Origin of the sequence: Nonomuraea composti (assembly GCF_012034275.1) — a bacterium.
Lineage (GTDB): Bacteria > Actinomycetota > Actinomycetes > Streptosporangiales > Streptosporangiaceae > Nonomuraea > Nonomuraea composti.
Window position 1 is genome coordinate 16057 of sequence record NZ_JAATEP010000069.1, and the last position, 20294, is coordinate 36350.

At 74.9% G+C, this 20294-nt stretch carries 16 protein-coding genes; 4 read left to right on the forward strand and 12 right to left on the reverse strand.

What is annotated here, in order from left to right; translation table 11 throughout:
- Window positions 1–6 precede the first annotated feature (6 nt).
- The 4 genes from HCN51_RS50625 to HCN51_RS50640 form a co-directional block, all read right to left on the reverse strand.
- Complete coding sequence (locus HCN51_RS50625; protein ID WP_168019966.1) at window positions 7–834, reverse strand: universal stress protein; 828 nt, start codon at window positions 832–834, stop codon at window positions 7–9.
- Window positions 835–871: 37 nt separating this feature from the next.
- Entirely contained in the window at window positions 872–1726 is an 855-nt protein-coding gene (locus HCN51_RS50630) for a universal stress protein (RefSeq protein ID WP_168019968.1), read from the reverse strand.
- 135 nt (window positions 1727–1861) lie between these two features.
- Window positions 1862–2167 (reverse strand): TetR/AcrR family transcriptional regulator, encoded by a 306-nt coding sequence (locus HCN51_RS50635; protein ID WP_346434098.1) that lies wholly within the window; start codon window positions 2165–2167, stop codon window positions 1862–1864.
- Between the two features lie 60 nt (window positions 2168–2227).
- Entirely contained in the window at window positions 2228–3064 is an 837-nt protein-coding gene (locus tag HCN51_RS50640) for an EamA family transporter (protein WP_168019972.1), read from the reverse strand.
- Window positions 3065–3182: 118 nt separating this feature from the next.
- Between HCN51_RS50640 and HCN51_RS50645 the strand changes: the two genes are divergently transcribed.
- Window positions 3183–3764, forward strand: coding sequence for a helix-turn-helix domain-containing protein (locus HCN51_RS50645; RefSeq protein WP_168019974.1), 582 nt, complete (start codon window positions 3183–3185; stop codon window positions 3762–3764).
- A gap of 28 nt (window positions 3765–3792) precedes the next feature.
- Here HCN51_RS50645 and HCN51_RS50650 read toward each other — a convergent pair whose 3' ends face one another.
- Window positions 3793–4470, reverse strand: coding sequence for an SDR family NAD(P)-dependent oxidoreductase (locus HCN51_RS50650; RefSeq protein WP_168019976.1), 678 nt, complete (start codon window positions 4468–4470; stop codon window positions 3793–3795).
- Between the two features lie 10 nt (window positions 4471–4480).
- Window positions 4481–6190: an IlvD/Edd family dehydratase gene (locus tag HCN51_RS50655; RefSeq protein ID WP_168019978.1), complete on the reverse strand. Its 1710-nt coding sequence runs from the start codon at window positions 6188–6190 to the stop codon at window positions 4481–4483.
- A gap of 201 nt (window positions 6191–6391) precedes the next feature.
- Between HCN51_RS50655 and HCN51_RS50660 the strand changes: the two genes are divergently transcribed.
- Complete coding sequence (locus HCN51_RS50660) at window positions 6392–7405, forward strand: zinc-dependent alcohol dehydrogenase (protein ID WP_168019980.1); 1014 nt, start codon at window positions 6392–6394, stop codon at window positions 7403–7405.
- Window positions 7406–7418: 13 nt separating this feature from the next.
- Here HCN51_RS50660 and HCN51_RS50665 read toward each other — a convergent pair whose 3' ends face one another.
- From HCN51_RS50665 to HCN51_RS50680, 4 genes are all read right to left on the reverse strand, one after another.
- Complete coding sequence (locus HCN51_RS50665; protein ID WP_168019981.1) at window positions 7419–8330, reverse strand: dioxygenase family protein; 912 nt, start codon at window positions 8328–8330, stop codon at window positions 7419–7421.
- A 126-nt stretch (window positions 8331–8456) separates the two neighbouring features.
- The gene (locus HCN51_RS50670) at window positions 8457–9479 is read right to left on the reverse strand and encodes a DUF4331 family protein (protein ID WP_168019983.1); all 1023 of its coding nucleotides are present in this window, start codon (window positions 9477–9479) and stop codon (window positions 8457–8459) included.
- 58 nt (window positions 9480–9537) lie between these two features.
- Complete coding sequence (locus HCN51_RS50675; RefSeq protein WP_168019985.1) at window positions 9538–10434, reverse strand: SDR family oxidoreductase; 897 nt, start codon at window positions 10432–10434, stop codon at window positions 9538–9540.
- 49 nt (window positions 10435–10483) lie between these two features.
- Window positions 10484–11239 (reverse strand): SDR family oxidoreductase, encoded by a 756-nt coding sequence (locus HCN51_RS50680; protein WP_080037916.1) that lies wholly within the window; start codon window positions 11237–11239, stop codon window positions 10484–10486.
- A gap of 199 nt (window positions 11240–11438) precedes the next feature.
- On the opposite strand from HCN51_RS50680, the gene HCN51_RS50685 reads away from it, so the two are divergent.
- Complete coding sequence (locus HCN51_RS50685) at window positions 11439–12194, forward strand: SDR family oxidoreductase (RefSeq protein ID WP_168019987.1); 756 nt, start codon at window positions 11439–11441, stop codon at window positions 12192–12194.
- Window positions 12195–12200: 6 nt separating this feature from the next.
- Here HCN51_RS50685 and HCN51_RS50690 read toward each other — a convergent pair whose 3' ends face one another.
- Window positions 12201–15137, reverse strand: coding sequence for an ATP-binding protein (locus HCN51_RS50690; RefSeq protein WP_168019989.1), 2937 nt, complete (start codon window positions 15135–15137; stop codon window positions 12201–12203).
- Window positions 15138–15335: 198 nt separating this feature from the next.
- Here HCN51_RS50690 and HCN51_RS50695 point away from each other — a divergent pair, with 198 nt between their 5' ends.
- Window positions 15336–18056 carry an AAA family ATPase gene (locus HCN51_RS50695; RefSeq protein WP_168019991.1) on the forward strand — a complete coding sequence of 907 codons (2721 nt, stop codon included), beginning with the start codon at window positions 15336–15338 and terminating at the stop codon, window positions 18054–18056.
- 139 nt (window positions 18057–18195) lie between these two features.
- Here the strand turns inward: HCN51_RS50695 and HCN51_RS50700 are convergent, their stop codons facing one another.
- A complete protein-coding gene (locus tag HCN51_RS50700; protein ID WP_168019993.1) occupies window positions 18196–20235 on the reverse strand; it encodes a SpoIIE family protein phosphatase in 2040 nt (679 codons plus the stop codon).
- Window positions 20236–20294 lie beyond the last annotated feature (59 nt).

The following is a 20294-nucleotide window of genomic DNA, read 5'->3' on the forward strand; positions in this document are numbered from 1 at the left end:
ATGACATTAGTGGATACAGGCGGAGGTCATGCCGATCACGGCCACCGGGCAGTGCGCCCGGTGCAGGACTCCGTGGCTGACCGAGCCGAGCACCAGGCCGGTGAGCCCGCCGATGCCGCGCGACCCCACCACCACCAGCTCGGCCGTCCGTGACGCCCTGGCCAGGGCGGGCACGGGGTGGTCGCGAACGACCGACTCGGTCAGGCGGGCCCCCGGGTGCCGCTCCCGCCAGGCGTCCAGGCGCAGCCGGAGCTCGGGTGTCTCGTCCACGGGCAGCGGGCCGTAGCCGACGGGATGCGGGGTCATGATCGGGTAGCGGTCGCCGTGCAGCACGCGGAGGGTGGCGTGGCGGGCGGAGGCCTGCGTCAGGGCGTACTCCAGGGCCAGGTCCGCGCACGGGGAGCCGTCGTAGCCGGCCACGACCTCGCCGCCGCCACCACGGGCGAACGTCCGGACGACGACCAGGGGGCAGCCCGTGTGCCCGGCCAGCCCCAGCGCGACCGGGCCGGGCGCCGCCACGACCAGGGTCTCGGCCCGCTCCGACTCGTCCTTGAGCCGTTCGAGGATCGCGCCCGTGATCAGGGCCGTGGAGATCGGCGTCCCCGGGGCCAGGGCGCGGGCCCGCTCGGCCGCGCCGGCGAGCATCCGGTCGCAGCGGACGGTCGTGCACTCCTCGTCGGTGGAGGTGCTGAGCGCGTGCTCGGCCTTCCAGGGCTCGCGGACGTGGACGACGCGCAGCGGCAGGCCCCTGCGCGCGGCGTCGTCGGCCGCCCAGTCGAGCGCGGGGCACGCGGCGCGGGAGCCGTCGATCCCCACGACGATCGGTGCGTTCATGATCGGCCTCCTTCCCCTGCCGGCGAGCCGCGGGTTCTCAGGGCTCGTGCTCCCGGATCACCGCGACCGGGCCGCGCGCGTGGTGCAGCACGCCCCTGCTGACCGAGCCGAGGAACAGCGCGCCGAGCGCGCCCCGGCCATGGGTGCCGACCACCAGCAGGTCGCAGGCGGTGCCGGTGAGCGCGGCCACCGGGTGCGCGTTCTGGACGTCCGCCACCACCGTCACGTCCGGATACCTCGACGCCCAGCCGGCGGCCCGCTCGCTCAGCATGCGGAGGTGGCCGGCGCGGGTCTCCTCCACGTCGAGGAAGATCTCGGGGGCGAACGCGTGCACCGGCAGCTGCCAGGCGTGGATCAGGCGCAGGACGGCGTGCCGCAGCCGGGCCTGCTCGAAGGCGTAGCCGAGGGCGGGCTCGCAGGTGCCGGAGTCGTCGACGCCGACCGCGACCACGCCGACCGGCTCCCGCGGGTCGGCCCGCACCACGACGACCGGGCAGTGTGCCCGCCCCGCCACCCGCATGGTCACGGAGCCGAGCAGCGCGCCGGTGAAGCCGCCCATCCCGCGGTTGCCGATGACCAGCTCGCCGGCGCGGCGGGTCCGCTCCTCCAGCACGGCCGCGGGCGGGCCCTCGGCGATCTCCGTCGCCACCGGCAGCGCGGGCTGCCGGGAACGCGCGGCCGCCTCGGCCGCCTCCAGCACCTTCGTCGCCTCGCACAGCGGAAGGTCCTCCTCGGCCAGCGCGGCGACCCCGACCGGGTTGTGCGGCAGCCGCTCCAGGGCGTAGACGATCCGCAGGCCGGCGCCGGTGCGCGCGGCGTCGTCGGCGGCCCAGGCGACGGCGGCGGTGGCCGGAGCCGAGCCGTCGGCGCCCACGATGACCTGACCGGTCATGGCAACCCCCTCGCACGTCATCGTGCCCTCCACTCCCCCTCCCCCGGCCGCCCCCACCTCAAAGCCGACGAATCGGACAAGAGGCGAGGATTTTCCGCCCCCGTGGGGCGGGCGTTACCTGCGCTGGGAAGCGGCTCAGGCGGTGTCGCCACCGTCGGCGAGCAGGGTGCTGCCCGTCATGAAGGGGCGGGGGCCGGGCAGGGACTCGATCAGCTCGTCGATCATCGCCGTGCAGGCGTCCTCGGCCAGCTCGTGCACGTCGCCGTAGTGGTAGGAGAACGGCGAGCGGCTCACCTCCGCCCGCTCGGCCACGTCGGAGACGCCGGTCCTGGACTGGTCGCGCTCCTCGGCCAGCTCGATCAGCGCCCGCGCCAGGGCGAGCCTGGTGCGGCGCACGCGCCGGCCGCTCGACGGGGCGGTGCTCTTTCTGGTGGTCGCCACCCGGGCCATCCTAGCCATAAAACGACAGGTGTAAGTTTTCTTGCATGTGTCGTTTTATGGTCAGGTGAGGGCGAGGAGGGTGACGGCGAGGGCGGCGGTGCCGAGGCCGAGGAGCTGGCCGTGGCCGATGCGCTCGGCGAGCACGCCGCGGGCGAGCAGGACCGTGCCGGCCGGGTAGAGGGCGACGATCACGGCGACGACGGCGAGGTCCCCGCCGCGGGCCGCGAGCAGGAACAGCAGGTTCGCCAGCGAGTCGAGCACGCCCGCCGAGGCGGACAGCACGTACGCGGGCCGCTCGGGGCCGAGCCTGCGGCGCAGCAGGCCCGCCGCGGCGAGCGTCAGCGCGGAGGAGACCGCCCGGCCCACGATCAGCGGCGCCACGCCGCTCTCGGCCGGCGCCTGGTGCAGGAAGACGAGCTGCAGGGCGATGGCGGCACCCGCGCCGAAGGCGAGCAGCAGCGCGGTACGCGAGGCGCGCGCCGAGCCGGCCCCGTGCCCGGCGCTGACCAGCACCACCGCCACGAGCGCGAGCGGCAGCCCGGCCAGCCCGGCGGCGGACAGGTGCTCGCCTTGCAGCAGCCCCACGCCGACCGGCAGCACGGCCGAGACCAGCGCGGTGATCGGCGACAGCACGTTCATGGGCCCGATCGCCAGCGTGCGGTAGAGCAGGGCGAACGCGGCGGCCGAGGCCACCCCGGAGGCGGCGCCCCAGGCGAGGGCGCCCGCGCTGAACGAGGCGCCGAGCAGGGGCCACAGCAGCAGCTCGACGGCGAGGCTGGCCGGAGCCGCGATCATCACGGTCCGCAGCACGTGTGCCTTGCGGGCGCCGAGGCCGCCGAGGAAATCGGCGCACCCGTAGGCGAGCGAGCTGCCCATGGCCAGCAGCAGAGCGATCACAAGTCCTCCCCGTATCGGTACATCGACCAGAAAGTACACTGAAACGACCGATTAGAGTTAACCAGAACGACCGCACGGTGCACTGAAGTGGTCTGAACGTGAGGACTGGTGATCACAGATGGCCGAGACGGCCACCGCCCTGCGGACGGTCGCGCACAACGTCCGCGCCGCCCGTACCCGCGCCGGCCTGACCCTCGACGAGCTCAGCCGGCGCGCGCAGGTCAGCAAGGGCGCCCTGGTGGCGCTGGAGAAGGCCCAGGGCAACCCCAACCTGACCACGCTGGTACGGCTGGCCGACACCCTCGGCATCTCGGTGTCCGCCCTGATGCAGGGGCCGACCGAGGGCCGCGTCCGGATCGTCGCGGCCGATGAGGTGACGCCGCTGTGGACCGGAGAGAAGGGCGGCGAGGCCCGGCTCATGCTGACGACCTCGGGCCAGGCCCCGGTCGAGGTCTGGCGCTGGCGGCTCGAACCGGGCGAGGAGTACGCCAGCCAGCCCCACCAGGCCGGCGTGGTGGAGACGGTCAGCGTCACCGCCGGCCGCCTGACCCTGGTCCTCGACGGTGCCGAGCACACCGTCGAGGCAGATCAGACCGCCACCTTCGACGGGAACGTCCCGCACTCCTACCGTGGCTCCGGCCCCGGCACCTGCACCATGATCATGACGGTGCAGCTCCCGCCCGGCGCCGCGTCGTCGTAAGGCGCTCAGCACGTGAGCCGAAGCACGCTCAGTACGTGGCCCGGCCGCCGCTGATGTCGTAGACGGCGCCGGTGGAGAAGCTGACCTTGTCCGAGGCCAGCCAGGCGATCAGCTCGGCCACCTCCTCCGCCTTCCCGGCCCGCCGCATCGGGATGAGGCTCGTGATGTGGGCCAGGGTGTCGGGCGCGGTGCCGGCGTTCATCGGCGTCTCGATGACGGCGGGCGCGATGGCGTTGACGAGCACGCCGCTGGTGGCCAGCTCCTTGCCGAGCGACTTGGTGAGCCCGATGACGGCGGCCTTGGAGGCGGAGTACGCGGCCATGTTGGGGTTGCCGTCCTTGCCGGCCATGCTGGCGAGGTTGACGACGCGCCCCCAGCCGCGCTCGCGCATGCCGGGCACGAAGGCGCGGCAGGTGTGGAAGGTGCCGTTGACGTTCACCTCGAACGTGCGCCGCCAGCCGTCGATCGGCACCTCCCACAGGGGCACGTTGGGCCCGACGACGCCGGCGGAGTTGACGAGGACGTCGATCGGGCCGGCCGCGTCGGCGGCGGCCTGGACGGCGTCCGGGTCGGTGACGTCCACGACCAGGTCGGCCCCGTCGGCGACGTCGAGCGTGATGACCTTGACGCCGTCGGCCTCCAGGCGGACGGCGGCGGCCCTGCCCAGGCCGCTGACGCCGCCGGTGATGAGGGCGGTGCGGGGCATGCGGGTCCTTTCAGTGGGATTCGCGGGCCACGTGGTCGCCGCTGGAACCGGTGAGGAAGTCGAGGTCGGCGCCGGTGTCGGCCTGCTGGACGGTCTCGACGTAGAGGCGCTGCCAGCCGCGCGCCGGGCGGGCGAACGCGGCGGTCATCTCCGGTGACGGCTCGCGGGCGGCCAGCTCCTCGGCGGGGACGTCGAGCTCCAGCCGCCGGGCCGGCACGTCCAGGATGATCATGTCTCCGGTGCGGACGCGGCCGAGCGGCCCGCCGGCGGCGGCCTCGGGGGCCACGTGCAGGACGACGGTGCCGTACGCGGTGCCGCTCATCCGGCCGTCGCAGATGCGCACCATGTCCCGTACACCCTGGGCGAGCAGCTTGGGCGGCAGCGGCATGTTGGACACCTCCGGCATGCCCGGGTAGCCCTTGGGGCCGCAGCCGCGCAGGACCAGCACCGAGTCGGGGGTGACGTCGAGGTCGTCGATGCGGGCGTGCAGGTCCTCGATCGAGTCGAACACGACGGCGGGCCCGCGGTGCCGCAGCAGGTGGGGCGAGGCGGCGGCGGGCTTGATGACGGCGCCGTCGGGGGCGAGGTTGCCGTACAGGACGGCGATGCCGGCGTCCTGCTGGAGCGGCTGACTCCTGGAGCGGATCACGTCGCGGTCGTGGACCGTCGCCTCGCCCAGGGTCTCGACGAGCGGGCGGCCGGTGACGGTGATCGCGGCCGGGTCGAGCAGGTCGCGCACCTCGTTCAGCACGGCGTGCAGGCCGCCGGCCCGGTACAGGTCCTCCATGAGGTGGCGGCCGGCGGGCTGCAGGTCCACCAGGAGGGGGACGCCGGAGCCGGTGCGGTCGAAGTCGTCCTGGGTCAGCTCGACGCCGAGCCGGCCGGCGATGGCGAGCAGGTGCACGACGGCGTTGGTGGAGCCGCCGAGCGCGGCCAGCGCGACGATCGCGTTGAGGAACGAGCCGCGCGTCATGACGTCGGACGGGCGGCGGCCGTCGGCGATCATCGAGACGATGAGGCGGCCGGTCTCGTGGGCGCCTTCGAGCAGGCGGCTGTCGGGGGCGGGGGTGCCGGCCAGGCCGGGCAGGGTCATGCCGAGCACTTCGGCGAGCAGGCCCATGGTGGAGGCGGTGCCCATCGTGTTGCAGTGGCCCTTGCTGCGGATCATCGACGACTCCGAGCGCAGGAAGTCGGCCTGGCTGAGGGTGCCGGCGCGGACCTCCTCGCTGAGCTTCCACACGTCGGTGCCGCAGCCGAGCGGCGCGCCGCGGAACGTGCCGGTGAGCATCGGGCCGCCGGGCACCACCACGGCGGGCAGGTCGACCGAGGAGGCGGCCATGAGCAGCGCGGGGATCGTCTTGTCGCAGCCGCCGAGCAGCACCACGCCGTCGATGGGGTTGGCGCGCAGCATCTCCTCGATGGCCATCGCCGCCATGTTGCGCCAGAGCATCGCGGTGGGGCGCACGTTCGTCTCGCCGAGCGAGACCACTGGGAGGTTCAGCGGCACGCCGCCCGCCTCCCACACGCCGTGCTTGACGTGCTCGGCCACCTCGTTCAGATGCAGGTTGCAGGGGGTCAGATCGGAGGCGGTGTTGGCGATCGCGATGTGCGGGCGGCCGTCGAACGCGTCGGAGGGCAGGCCGCGCCGCATCCACGCCCGGTGGATGTAGGCGTTGCGGTCGGTGCCGCGATACCACTGAGCGCTCCGGCTCGCCGTCATGAGGACCACCACGCTTCCCGTCGGTCAGCACATACGTATGAGCCCAAGCTCGCTGCGAGACTAGCCGACCCGTTCCACCGGGGGAAGCCCTTCAAGAGGATAACTTCCGTTTGACGGAACGATGGTCTAATCTCCGGAATACCCCCTGCTTCGCTGGACGGAGGAACCATCGTGCCGCTCCCCCACCCCGGGCCGCGCTGAATGCGCGCCCTCGTCCTGACCGGCCCGGGCCAGGCCGCGGTCCGCGAGGTCGAGCCGCCCGCCGCCGCGCCCGGCGAGGTGATCGTCGACGTCGAGCGGGCCGGCGTGTGCGGCACCGACGTCGAGCTGTTCACCGGCGCGATGAGCTACCTGCACACCGGCCGCTCCTGGTACCCGCTCCGGCCCGGCCACGAGTGGTGCGGGGTGGTCGGCGCCACGGGCGACGGCGTGGACCCGGCGTGGCTCGGCCGCCGCGTCACCGCCGACACCATGCTCGGCTGCGGGCGGTGCGAGCGCTGCCGCCACGGCCGGCGCCACGTCTGCGCGGAGCTGGCCGAGATCGGCATCAGCCGGGGCCGCCCCGGCGCGCTGGCCGAGCGGATCGCGGTGCCCGCCACGGCCCTGCACCGGCTGCCCGACAGCCTCGACCCCGCGCTCGGCGCGCTCGCCGAGCCGGGCGGCAACGCGCTGCGGGCCGTACGCGCCACCGCGCTGGAGCCGGGCGAGCGGCTGCTGGTCCTCGGCACGGGCACGATCGGGCTGCTGGTGGCGCTGTTCGGCCGCGCCCAGGGGCTCGACGTGCACGTCATGGGACGCGACGCGGACGCCCTGCCGCTGGCCAGGAGCCTCGGCCTCGGCAACGCCTGGACCCGGGAGACACTGCCGTCACTGCCCTGGCACGCCGTGGTGGACGCCTCCAACGCGGCCGAGCTGCCCGCCCTCGCGCTCGACCTGGTCGAGCCCGCCCGCCGCGCCGTCTACATCGGCCTGGCCGGCGCCCCCTCCACCCTCGACTCGCGCGACCTCGTGCTCAAGGACGTCACCGCCGTCGGCATCCTCGGCGGCTCGGCCGGGCTGGCGGGGGCCATCGCCGCGTACGCCGACGGCTCGGTGGACGCGCGCCCGCTGGTGGCCGCCACGGTCGGCCTGGCCGGCACCGCCGCCGTCCTTGCGGGGCGCCGCCCCGAGGGCGCGGGCCCCGGCCCCAAGATCCACATCGACCCGCGCCGCTGAGGACCCCCGGCGCTCAAGCCGCCTGGAACGAGCGCCGGGACAGCCCGACGCCGTACCCGTCGAGCCTGGTCACCACCGGCGCGGTCGGGTCGGTGGCCGCGCCGAGCGTCACGAACAGCGGGGTGAAGTGCTCCACCGTCGGGTGCGCGTACGGCATGCCGGGGGCGGCGGTGCGGAAGCGGGCCAGCTCGGCGACGTCCCCGCGGGCCAGCGCGTCGGCGGCCCAGGCGTCGAAGTCGGCCGACCAGCCCGGCACCTTGTTCTCCTGGAACATCTCCCGCGTCAGGTACGGCAGGCCGTGCGTCATGTGCCCGGACCCGATCACCAGCACGCCCTGCTCGCGCAGCGGGCGCAGCCGCTCGCCGATGGCCAGCAGCCGGTCGGGGTCCTCGGTGGGCAGGCTGAGCTGCAGCACCGGGATGTCGGCCGCCGGATACATGATCTTCAGGGGCACCCAGGCGCCATGGTCGAGGCCGCGGCCGGCGTGCCGGTGCACCTGCTCGGTGTCCGGCATGAGCCCCACCACCTGCCGGGCCAGCTCGCCGGCGTCGGGGGTGTCGTAGCGGAAGGTGTAGTAGAGCGGGTCGAAGCCGCCGAAGTCGTACACCAGCTCGGCGGGCCGGTCGGCGCTCACCGACAGCGGCGCCGACTCCCAGTGCGCGGAGACGACCAGGATCGCCTTCGGCTTGGGCAGGGAGCGGGCCCAGTCGTGCAGCGGGGTGAGCCATTCGGGGCTCTCGAACGGCAGCGGGCCGCCGCCGTGCGACAGGTAGAGGCTGGGCAGCGGGCCGTCCTGCGGCGTCCACGGCCGGTGCGGCTCCAAGGCGTCGAGCGCGGCGGCCCACCGCAGGTGCGCGGAGAAGGGATGCGCGGCGGGGATGCGGGCGTCCGCGATCTCGGTCGGGGACGGGTCGGGCAGGATCATGGCGACTCCTTGGCGCTGGTGTCGCTTCAGTGTGCCCGAGACCCGTACCCGACGTGACAGTGGTCCCCGCCGACGTGCCGGGTCAGGCCGGGATCACGTACGGGAAGGCCCCGCTGCGCCGCCCGGTCAGGCCGGGATCACGTAAGGGAAGGACCCGCTGCGCTGCCCCGCGGCGACGGCCGGCGTCAGCCCTGAGGGCACGGCCGTGCCGGTGACGAGCGACAGCATGACCTCGGGCGCGTTGTCGGCCAGCGGCCGGCCGTTGCGCCCGGCGAAGCCGTACGTCGCCGGCGCGCCCACCACGTACGGCAGGACGTCGGGCAGCAGCTGCCCGGCCACCGTCTCGCCGTACCCGTCGGGGTCGCCGGCCCGGCCGGAGGCGCGGACGACGGCCGCCACCTGGCCGGCGAGGTGCGCCCCGTCGGCCGCGAAGTCCTGCGACGGGTGCCGGGTGTTGGCCGGGTTGGTGAAGTGCGTGTCGCCCGGCCAGAAGATCGGCCACATCATGGGGTGGCCGCCCCGGTTGACCTGCCGCCAGCCGCCCGCGTCGGTGGCCAGCTTCGTCGCGCACCACACGCCGGTCCGGGCGCCGGGGCGCAGCAGCGCGTCCGTGTGCGGCACCTCCAGCACGATCGACTGCACCGTCGTCCCGGCGAAGCTGTTCTGGGCGCCCTCAGGGTCCCAGGAGGCCAGGTCGGGCGCGGTGCCCTTGGCGACGGCGCCGTTGACGACGGCCAGCAGCGACAGGTCGATGTAGAACGGGTCCACGGCGCGGCCCGCCCACAGCCGCACGCCGTTGCCGGCGCACGGCTCCCCGGTCCTGCCCTCCAGCAGCGTCTCCCCGGGCGCGGCGTCGTCGCGGGCGGCGGCTCCGGTCAGCACGTCCAGGCGCAGCGGCTGCCGCCCGTCCCCGTCAGGGGCGCCGAACGAGATGCGGTAGGTCAGCTCCTCCTCGGCGGCGCCGTCGACGTGCACCTTGAACTCGTAGCGCCCCTCCGGGTGGAAGCCGGGCTGCGCGTGGAAGCCGGTGATGTCGGAGTTGACGTCCATGACGAGCACCGTGCCGCCCTGCCCGGGGAACACGTACAGGTCGTCGATGAAGAGCTGGCCGGTCCGGGCCGCCAGCGGCGTGTCGAGATGGTGGGACATGGGATGCTCCTTCGCTGTGTCACTGCCCCGTGTTACTGCGCGGTGTCACTGTCCGGTGTCACTGCGCGGGGCCGAGCAGGTCCTCCAGTTCGACCCGCCGGTAGAAGTCGCGCCGCACCAGGTCGCCGACGCGGTTGACGGTCTCGGCGCCGTCGTCGGCCGGGTCGATGTGCACCCGGAACGGCCGGCGGCCCTTCTCCGTGCCGACCACCCGCACGATCGAGCGGGCCACCTCCGCCGGGTCGGCGTCGGCCGGGGCCAGCTCGGCGAGCTTGCCGGCCACCTGGCCCATGAGGTCGCCGTACACCGCCTCGTAGGCGGCGGCCACCTCCGGGTCGGCCGGGTGGCCCGCGTTGGCGAAGTGGTTGGTGCCGGTGGTGAACGAGCCCGGGACGATGATCACGGTGTCGATGCCGAAGCGGGCCAGCTCCGCCGCGTACGAGACGGCGAGGGAGTCCTCGGCGGCCTTGGCCGCGAAGTACGGCCCCAGGTAGGGCGGGGTGCCGCCCCTGGTGCTGCTGGAGCCCACCCACACCACCAGCCCGTCCCGCTGACGGCGCAGGTGGGGCAGCACGGCCCGGTTGACGCGCTGCGTGGAGACGGCGTTGGTGTCGTAGACGCTCGCCAGCTGCTCCGGCGTGAACGCCTCCAGCGGACCGAGCACCATGTGCCCGGCGTTGTGCACCACGACGTCGATGCGGCCGTGGTCGGTGACGACGGCCGCGACGGCGGCGTCCACGGACTCCTGGCTGGACACGTCCATCTCGATGGGGCGCAGGTCCACGCCGTGGGCCTGCCCGTACTCGGCGGCCTCACCGGCGGCGGCGGTGTTGCGGCCGGTGATGTCGCGCATGCCGGCGTAGACGACGTGCCCGGCGTCGGCCAGGCCCCGGACGGTCATGGCGCCGAAGCCGCTGGAGGCGCCGGTGACGAGGATGATCTTCTTGGACGGCATCGTGCTGCTCCTTCTGGTGTGGTTCGTGGTCGTTTGAGGGGGCGGCGGCTCAGATGACGCCGCCGTTGGCGTACAGCACCTGGCCGTTGACCCAGCGGGCCGGGCCGGCCAGGAACGCGACGACCTCGGCGATGTCGCCGGGGACGCCGAGGCGCTCGAGGGGCGCCATCGCGGCCAGGCGGTCGACGGCCGCCTGGTCCTTGCCGTCGAGGAACAGCGGCGTGGCGGTCGGGCCCGGCGCGACCGCGTTGACGGTGATGTCCCGGCCGCGCAGCTCCCTGGCCAGGATCAGCGTCAGCGCGTCCACGGCGCCCTTGCTGGCCGCGTAGGCCGCGTACGTCGGCAGCGCGATCTTGACCATCGACGAGGAGAAGTTGATGATCGCGCCGCCGGCGCGGACCCGGCGGGCCGCCTCCCTGGCCACGACGAACGTGCCGCGGATGTTGATGCGGTGCATGCGGTCGAGGACCGCGAGGTCGAGCTCGGCCACCGGCGCGAGCAGCATGATGCCGGCCGTGTTGACCACGACGTCGACGCCCCCGAAGGCCGACGTGGCGGCCTCGAACAGCGCGGCGACGTCGTTCTCGTCCCCGACGTCGGCCCGCACCGCGACGGCCCGGCCGCCGCCCTCGTTGATCGCCGTGGCCAGCCTGTCGGCCTCGGCCGGCCGGCCCGCGTAGTTGATCACGACGGCGTGCCCGTCGGCGGCCAGGCGGCGGCAGATCGCCTGCCCGATCCCGCCCGAGCCGCCCGTCACCACCGCCACCCGGCCTCCTGCCGGGCTTGCTTCCTGCTGATCGGCCATCGGTCGCCTTCCTTCGTCGCTTGCGAACCCGTCCATCGTGTTCCGGCAGGTCACGAGCCTTCTTCTGTCATATGACCGGGTCGGGCACCGGTGGGGTGAGGCGCGCCGCGAACAGGTCGGACGACGGAAGAGGACGCGGCGGCGGCCCGGCCACGATGAGGCCGGATCTGCAGGCAACACGAAGGAGGGGGCACCTCCCATGTCCGACACCACGCTGAAGGGCAAGGCCGTCCTCGTCACGGGCGGGGCGAAGAATCTCGGCGGCGCGATCTCGCGCGACCTCGCCGCCGCCGGGGCGAGCGTCGCCGTCCACTACCACAGCCGCGCCGGCAAGGGCCTGGCCGAGGAGACCGTGGCCGCGTGCGTCGCCGCCGGCGGCGACGCCTTCGCCGTCGAGGCCGACCTGACGTCGGTGGCCGAGATCCGCCGCGTCCTCGACGCGGTGCTCGGCCGGTACGGCGCCCTGTACGCCACGGTCAACACGGCGGGCCTGGCCAGCGGCAACCCGATGACCGAGGTCAGCGAGGACGAGTACGACGCGCACTTCGCGGTCAACGCCAAGGCCGCGTTCTTCCTCATGGCCGAGACCGCCAGGCGGATCGACGACGGCGGCCGGATCGTCACGTTCGTCTCGTCCCTGCTGGCCGCCTACACCGGCCGCTACTCGGTGTACGCCGGCAGCAAGGCGCCCGTCGAGCACTTCACCCGGGCCCTGTCGAAGGAGCTGGCGGGGCGCCGGGTCTCGGTCAACAACCTGGCGCCCGGCCCCATGGACACCTCGTTCTTCTGGGACGCGGCGGCTCCCGGCGAGGCCGAGTACTCCCGGGCGCAGACGCCGTACGGGGAGCTGACGAAGGTCGAGCACGTCGTCCCGTGGGTGCGGTTCCTGCTCACCGACGGCTGGTGGCTCAACGGCCAGACCGTCTTCCTCAACGGCGGCTTCTCCACCCGCTGACCGGTCTCAGTCGCCGCCCAGGTCGGCCAGGCGGAGCTGGTTGCGCGAGGTGATGCCGAGCTTCGGGAAGATCCGCGACAGGTGGAAGCCGACGGTCCGGTGCGACAGGAAGAGCTGCGTGCCGATCTCGCGGTTGGTCAGCCCTGTCGCGGCCAGCCGGGCGATCTGCAGCTCCTGCGGGGTGAGCCGGTCGAGGGTGTCGGGCGCCGGCCGGGCCACCGCCTCGCCCGCCGCGCGCAGCTCCGCCCGCGCGTCCTCGCCGAACGCCCTGATGCCGAGCGCGTCGAAGCTCTCCATCGCGGCCCGCAGCGGCGGGCGCGACTCCACCAGGCGGCGCCGGCGCCGCAGCCACCGGCCGTAGGCCAGCAGCAGCCGCGCGCGGTGGAACGGCCAGCGCGACAACCCGCCGTCCAGCGCCCGCCGGTAGAGGGGCTCGGCCGCGTCGTCGGGCGCGACCAGGGGGTGCGCGTAGGCGGCCATGGCCTTCAGGTACGGCGAGCCCGTCCGCCCGGCCAGGGCGTCGAGCCGGGCGAGGTGGTCGCGGGCCGCCTCGTCCCGGCCGGTGCGCACCGCCGCCTCGATCAGGTCCGCGATGCCCAGGTAGCCCACGTGCGGGTGATGGGCGACGTCCGACGGGTCCAGGACCCTCGCCAGCTGCTCGTACGCGTCGCCGTGCTGGTTGCTGACCAGGGCGTGCCTGGCCCGCGCGAACTGGGCGAAACCGAGGATGGACTGGGCGCCCACCGACAGCAGCTCCGCCTCCGTCGCCCGGATCAGCTCGTTCGCCCGCTCCTGCTCGCCGCGCTCGCTGGCCAGCGTCGCCAGCGCCAGATCGGCCACCAGCGCCCACCGGAGCCGGCCCGTGTCGCGCGACAGCCGCGCGGCCTCGTCCGCCGCGGCCGCCGCCAGCCGGTGCTTGCCCAGGTGGATGGCCGCCCACGCCTGCGAGGCCAGCGCCTCGCCGAGCAGCCCGAGCCGCCCCTGCCCGCGCAGCCCCTCCACCGACGCGCACAGGAACGGCCACGACAGGTCGAACGCCCAGATGGCCGTCAGCGAGGCGCCCAGCGCGTGCTGCTCCGCCGGGTCGGCGACCGACTCGGGAACGACGTCCCGCAGCTCGCCCAGCACCCACGCCGCCTCCTTCACCGGGTCCGCGCAGGCCGCGACCGACAGCACCATCGGGTCGCCGTCGCCCCGCTGCAGGCGCCGCGCCGTCTTGACGACCAGGTCACGCGTCTCCTGCGCGGGATTGCCGTACCAGCAGCCGATCGACAACGGCCACAACGCCCGCAACGCCAGCGCGGCGCCGTCGCTCTGGCTGCCGGCCAGCTGGTCGGCCACGTCGGCGAACACCCGCACCCGCTCCGGGCTGTACCAGCTCTCCTCGTTCAACGCCTCCGTCCACAGGATCAGGCGCAGCCGCTCCCCCTCCTCCAGCCTCGCGGACCTCGCCTCGGCCAGCTGGCGGCGCGCCGCGTCCGCGTCGCCCAGCTCGAAGTCGATCTCCGCGGCCCGCAGCAGGAAACGGCCCCTGTTCCCGTCGTCCGCGCTCAGCCGCGCCGCCCGGCGCAGCGCCTCCGCCGCGGCGCGCGGGGCGCCGCGGCCGAGCGCCTTCCGCGCGGCCGCCTCCAGCTCGACGGCCACCGCGTCGTCCTGGCCCGCGCAGGCGGCCGCCCGGTGCCAGGCGCGGCGTTCCCGGTGGCCTTCCAGCGCTGTGGCCAGGGCGGCGTGCGCGGCCAGCCGCCGCGACGGGGCCGCCGCCTGGTAGATCGCGGAACGGATGAGAGGGTGGCGGAACCGCACGTCGTACCCGTGCACCTCGATCAACCCGGCCTTGACGGCGGGCTCCAGAGCGCCGACCGTCAGGTCCGTGCCGTCGAGGAGCTGCGCCGCCTTGAGGATCTCGCCCAGGTCGCCCTCGTCGTCGGCCGCGGCGACCAGCAGCATCGTCCGGGCCTGGGCGGGCAGGCCCGCGGCGCGCGACAGGAACGTGCGCTCCAGACGGCGCGTCACGGGCAGCCACGGCGCCGCCGCCTGCCCGGCACCGTCCCCGCTCAGCGCGGCGGGCAGCTCCACCAGCGCCAGCGGGTTCCCCGCCGCCTCCGCCAGCAGCCGCTCCCTGACGGCCTGGCCCAGGCCGGGGGCGTGCGCGGCCAGCAGCTCGCCCGCCGCCTCGTCACCGAGCCGCCCCAGCTGCAGCTCGGGCAGCCCCACGTCACCCAGCACGCCGTCGTGGCCGTCGCGCGCCGCGAGGAGCATGACCGCCCGCTCGGGGCCCAGCCGCCTGGCCACGAACGTCAGGACCTCGCCGCTCGGCCGGTCGATCCACTGGGCGTCGTCGATGACCAGGACCACCGGCGCGCTCTCGGCCAGGCCGCTGATCAGCTCCAGCGAGGCCAGCCCGACCGCGAACAGCTCCGGCGCGGTGTCCTCCCCCATGCCGAACGCCGCGAGCAGCGCCTGCCGTTGCCGGGTCGTCAGGGCCGAGGCGCGATCGAGGACCGGCCGGAGCAGCTGGTGCAGGCCGGCGAACGGCACCGACGCCTCCGACTGCACGCCGACCGCCGACAGCGCGCGTGCCCCCTGCGCGACGGCGGCGTCCCTGGCCGCGCCGAGCAGGGCGGTCTTGCCCATGCCGGCCTCGCCGCGCAGCAGCAGCGCGGCCCCTGCGCCGGCCAGGCCGCGGGCGACGAGGTCCGCCAGCACGCCCAGCTCGGCGTCCCGCCCGTAGAGCCGCCGACCCTCCCCCGCCCCGCCCGCACCCGGCCCGCCGCCGTGCGCGACCAGGGCGGCGACGTGCGAAGACGACGCGCCAGCAGGAGCGGCCGGAGCCGTGGCGGGCGGGACCGTGACACGCGAGGCAGGAGCGGGTGAGGTCGGGGTTTCGGGACGCGGCGCGGGGCCGTCCGGGGTGGCGGTGGTCGTGCCGGTGGTCGCGGGCATCGCAGTCCTCCTCTTCCGCCCTGCCAGGAATGTGCCGGAACGCGCGTCCCGGACATGGCATCGACGCTACGGCCGGGCGGCCCTCCAGGGCATCGGTCATGTGACCATGCCTGGGCCGCCCCCGCAGGACGCGGCCCCGTATCGGGCCAGCTCAGGGCGGATCGGGGCGGATCGAAGCAGCTCGTTAGCCTGTGCACTGTGGGACTGATCGGAAGGGACCGGGAGATCGGCCGGCTCGAAGGGCTGATCGGGGCGCTCCCGGAGCGTGGTGCGGCGCTGGTGCTGCTGGGTGAGCCGGGGATCGGCAAGTCGGCCCTGCTCGGCCAGGCCGCCGCGATCGCCCGCGGGTCCGGTCTGCGGGTGCTGGCGACGGCCGGGGTGGAGGCCGAGGCGCACCTTCCGTACGCCGGGCTGCACCAGCTCCTGCGGCCGATCCGGGACCACTTCGACGTGCTGCCGCCCAGCCAGCGCCAGGCGTTGCGGGCCGCGCTCGGCCTCGTCGAGTCGAGCGGGCCGGACAACTACCTGGTCGCCCTGGCCGTGCTGAACCTGCTGGCCGAGACCGCCGAGTCCGGCCCGATCGTGCTGATCGCCGAGGACGCGCACTGGCTCGACCCGTCCACGGCCGGGGTGCTGGCGTTCCTGGGGCGGCGGCTGGAGTCGGAGCCGATCCTGCTGCTGGCCTCGGCCCGCACCGGCATGGCGACGTGGCTGGACGGGGCGGGGCTGCCGGACCTGGTGGTGCCGCCGCTGTCGGAGCAGGACGCGGCCGCGCTGCTCGACGCCCACGCGAAGAACCTGCCGGCGGCGGTGCGCCGGCGGCTGCTGTCGGAGGCGCGAGGCAACCCACTGGCCCTGATCGAGCTGCCGGCGGCCGGGCCTGATGTCGTGACCGGGCCGGACGTCGTGGCCGGGTCGTGGTTGCCGTTGACTGCCAGGCTGGAGGAGGCGTTCACGCGGCGGTTCGCCGTGCTGCCCCCGGTCACGAGGGCGGTGCTGGAGGTGGCCGCGTTGAACGACAGCGCCGACCCGCACGAGGCGCTGGCGGCCGCGCGGGCGCTCGTGGGCCGGCCCGTCACGGCTGCCGAGCTCGTGTCGGCCGTCGATGCCCGCCTGGTGACCGTGAGCGAGAGCCGGTTGGCGTTCCATCATCCGCTCATCCGCTCCGCCATTCACCAGGCGGCCGGTCCCGTGCGGCGGCGTGAGGTGCACCGTGCGCTGGCGGCGGTGCTGGCCGAGCGGCCCGATCGGCGGACGTGGCATCTGGCGGCGGCCAGCGACCGGCCGGACGAGGGCATCGCGACCGCGCTGGAAGCGGTCGCGGCCCGGGCGCAGCGCCGGGGCAGCGGCGAGGCGGTGGTGGCGGCGCTGGAGCAGGCGGCGCGGCTGAGCGAGGATCCGGACCGGCGGGCCGACCGGCTGCTGCGGGCCGCGGACGGCGCGGTCGAGCTGGGCCGTCCGGAGATCGTCGACCGGCTGCTCGGCGAGGCCGGCAAGCTGGAGCTGTCGCGCCAGCGGCGGGCCCGGGTGGCGTGGGTGCGGGCGGCGTTCGACGACGGGCTGCGCGGCGGCGGCATGGATGCCTCGGCGCTCGCGGACCTGGCCGAGTCCGTCGCCGCGGACGGGGACGTCGATCTCGCGGTCCGCATCCTGTGGAGCGCGGCGCTGCGGTGCTTCTGGACGGAGCCGGGGATGCCGGCCAGGGACCGGATCGTCGGCGTGGCGGAGCGGCTGCCGCTCGATCCGCTGGACGCGCGGTTGATCGCCATCCTGGGGTACGCGGCTCCGGTCGCGCGGGGGGCGGTGGTCATCGAGCGTTCGCGGCGGCTGCTGGCGCGGGCCGTCCTCGACTCGCGGACGGCGCGGCTGGTGGGCAGCGTCGCGGTGCTCGTCGGCACGTTCGACGTGGCGATCGAGCAGTCGGCGGCGTCCCTGGCGGGGCTGCGCGACCAGGGCCGCCTGCAGCTGCTGGCCCGCGCGCTGGCGGCGCAGGCGTGGGCGGCGGCGCAGCTGGCCGATCTGACGGTGGCGCTGCCGGCGGCGGAGGAGGCGGGCCGGCTGGCCGAGGAGACGGGGCAGCCGTTCCTGCTCGGCCTGGTGCTGGCGACGCAGGCGAAGATCGCCGCGCTGCGCGGCCAGGTCGACCGGGCGGGCGAGCTGGCGGCGGAGGCGGAGCGGCTGGGCACGCGGGTCGGGGCGCGCAACGTGCTGGCCACCGCCCAGCACGCGCGCGCTCTGGCGGCGCTGGCGGAGGGCGACCATCCGCAGGCGCTCGCCCGGCTCCTGCGCATGCACGACGTCACCGATCCCGCCTACCAGCTCGCGCTGAGCTGCCACACGGTCGCCGACCTGGCGGACGCGGCCCTGCACAGCGAGCGGCCCGGGGACGTGGCGGGCGTGCTGGCCCGGCTGGAGGCGGCGGCGCTGGCCACGACGTCGCCGTCCCTGCACGACGGGCTGCGGCTGGCCAGGGCGGTGCTGGCGGGCCACGACGAGGCCGAGGAGCTGTTCCGTACCGCGCTGGCCGCGGACCTGACGCGGCGGCCGTTCATGCGGGCGCGCACGGCGCTGGCGTACGGCGAGTGGCTGCGCCGGCAGCGGCGGGCCACGGAGTCCCGCGAGTACCTGCGCGCGGCCCGTGACCTGTTCGACGCGCTCGGCACCTCGCCGTGGGGCGAGCGGGCCCGGCGGGAGCTGCGCGCGGCCGGCGAGCGCAGCAGCGAGCGGCAGGCGGCCACGAGCGAGCTGCTGACCGCGCAGGAGCTGCAGATCGCGCAGATGGCGGCCGAAGGGCTGACCAACAGGGAGATCGGCAAACGGTTGTACATCTCGCACCGGACGGTGGGCGCCCACCTGGCGAAGATCTACGCGAAGCTGGGCGCCACGTCCCGGGTCCAGCTGCACAACGCGCTCGGCTGACGCGCCAGGTCAGGGCGGCGAGAGCGGCCTCGACGAGGGTGGGCTCGGGCAGGGGCGCGTTGGGCGAGGGCGCGGGCTCGGCAGGGGGCGGGTCGGCGAGGCGCGGGCTCGGCAGGGGCGCGTTGGGCGAGGGCGGGCTTCACGACGGTACGCGCAGGGCCATCACGGCGATGTCGTCCAGGCCGCTGGTGGGCAGGCCGCTGACCACGGCGTCGCAGAACCGGTCCACCGGCTCGCCGGCCAGCGACTCCGCCAGGTGCAGCAGCCGGCCGAGGCCCTCGTCGAGGTGCTCGCCGGGCCGCTCGACGAGGCCGTCGGTGTAGAGGAGGAGGGTGCTGCCCGGCGGCAGCGGCTCCACCGCCGACAGGCGCGCCCCGGAGTGGGGGAAGCCGAGCAGCGGGCTGACGCCGCCCTCCAGGAAGCGGCCCCCGTCGCCGGGGGTGACGAGCAGGGGCGGCGGGTGGCCGGCGGTGGCGTACTCGAGGCGGTAGCCGTCGCCGACCGCTTCCACGCGGGCGTACACGCAGGTGGCGGTCACGTCGTCCGACAGGGACTCCATGGCGACGTTGAGGCGGGTGAGGATCTCGCCGGGCGGTTCGCGGCGGTCCATCGCGAGGGCGCGCAGCATGTTGCGCAGCTGGCTCATGGCCACGGCGGCGCCGAGGTCGTGGCCGGCGACGTCGCCGACGACCATCACGGGGACGCCGTCGGGCAGGATGAAGGAGTCGTACCAGTCGCCGCCGACCTCGGCGGCGGCGGGGCTGGCGCGGTAGCGGGCGACGATGCGCGGGCCGGGCAGGCGGGGCGGCTCGGCGAGCAGGCTGTACTGCAGGGCGAGCGCGATCTGCTGGGCGCGCTGGTAGCGGATGGCCCGGCTGAGGGCGTCGTGGGCGTGGTCGAACATGCGGTTGAGCAGGCCGATGTCGGCCTGGCTGATCGGCGGCCGGTCGCCGCACGTCACGGCGCAGACGACGGCGGGCACGGTGCCGTCGACCACGACCGGCAGCACCAGCACGCTGTTGGCGTCGTTGGCCGTCAGCCACGGCAGCGTGCCGGCGGGGGCGACGTCCGGCGGCGGCGAGCCGGCCGGGAACCTCTTCTGCACGGGGCGGCGGCGCCGCACGGCCTTGACGAAGGTGTTGCCGGCCCGCAACTGCTCCTCGCTGTAGGGGGGCAGCCGTTTCAGGCCGGGGCTGGCGGCGGTGGCCAGGCGTTCGACGATGAACGGCGCGCCGCTGTGCCGCTCGTCGGTGAGGTCGGTGACGAGGTAGACGCCGCAGCCGTCGGCCAGCTCGGGCACGATGACGCCGGTCAGCGCGCCGAGCATCTCGTCGAGGCCGCGCAGCTGCGCGGTGGCGGTGGCGGCGCGGTCGAGCAGGCGCTGGCGCCGCTGCTCCTGCCACTGCTGCTCGATGTCGATGCTGGCGCCGACCCACTCGACCACCTGGTCGTCCTCGCAGATCGGTACGGCGCGGAGCTGGAAGTGCCGGTAGCTGCCGTCGGCGGTGCGCAACCGGTAGACGTGCTCCCACATCTCGGTGACCCGTTTGACGGCCCGCGCCCAGGACCTCACGGTGGCCGGGCGGTCCTCGGGGTGGACCGCCCGCAGCCAGCCCTGCCCCTGGTACTTCTCCCAGGGCATCCCGGTGACCCGCTCCCAGCTCGGGCTGGGCTCGGACACGAAGCCGTCCCCGCTGGTCACCCAGACGATGTCGGCGCTGACGCGGATGAGGCTCTCGTAGCGGCGCAGGATGCGCAGGCGCTCCTCGGCGACGGCCGTCAGCCGGCGGGCGGCGTGGGTCTGCTCGGTGACGTCCATCACGACCACCAGCACGCCGTGCTCGCCGGGGCCGAGGACGACCCGCGACAGGCTGAAGGAGAAGAACCGCTCTCCCGGCGCGCGGCTGCCGGGGATCGCCATGGACGGCTGGGCGCTGCTGGTGGCCGGCTCGCCTGTGGCGTACACGTGGTCGAACAGGGCGCGGTAGTGCGGCAGCACGCTTTCCGTGAACGCCTCCTCGACGGGCACCCCGCCCCGTGGGCCGCTGACCATCGACCGGTACAGCGCGTTGCTGTAGATCAGCCGGTGCTCCGGGCCCTGTGTCACGGCCACCGCCACCAGCGCCGGATCGAGCATGCCGAACGTGAGCCCGCTGCTCCCGCGATCTGCGACCTCCATCGTGACCTCCCCCGACGGTCACAAGCTCTCTCTGGCCTACCCAGGGATGATGCGGCACG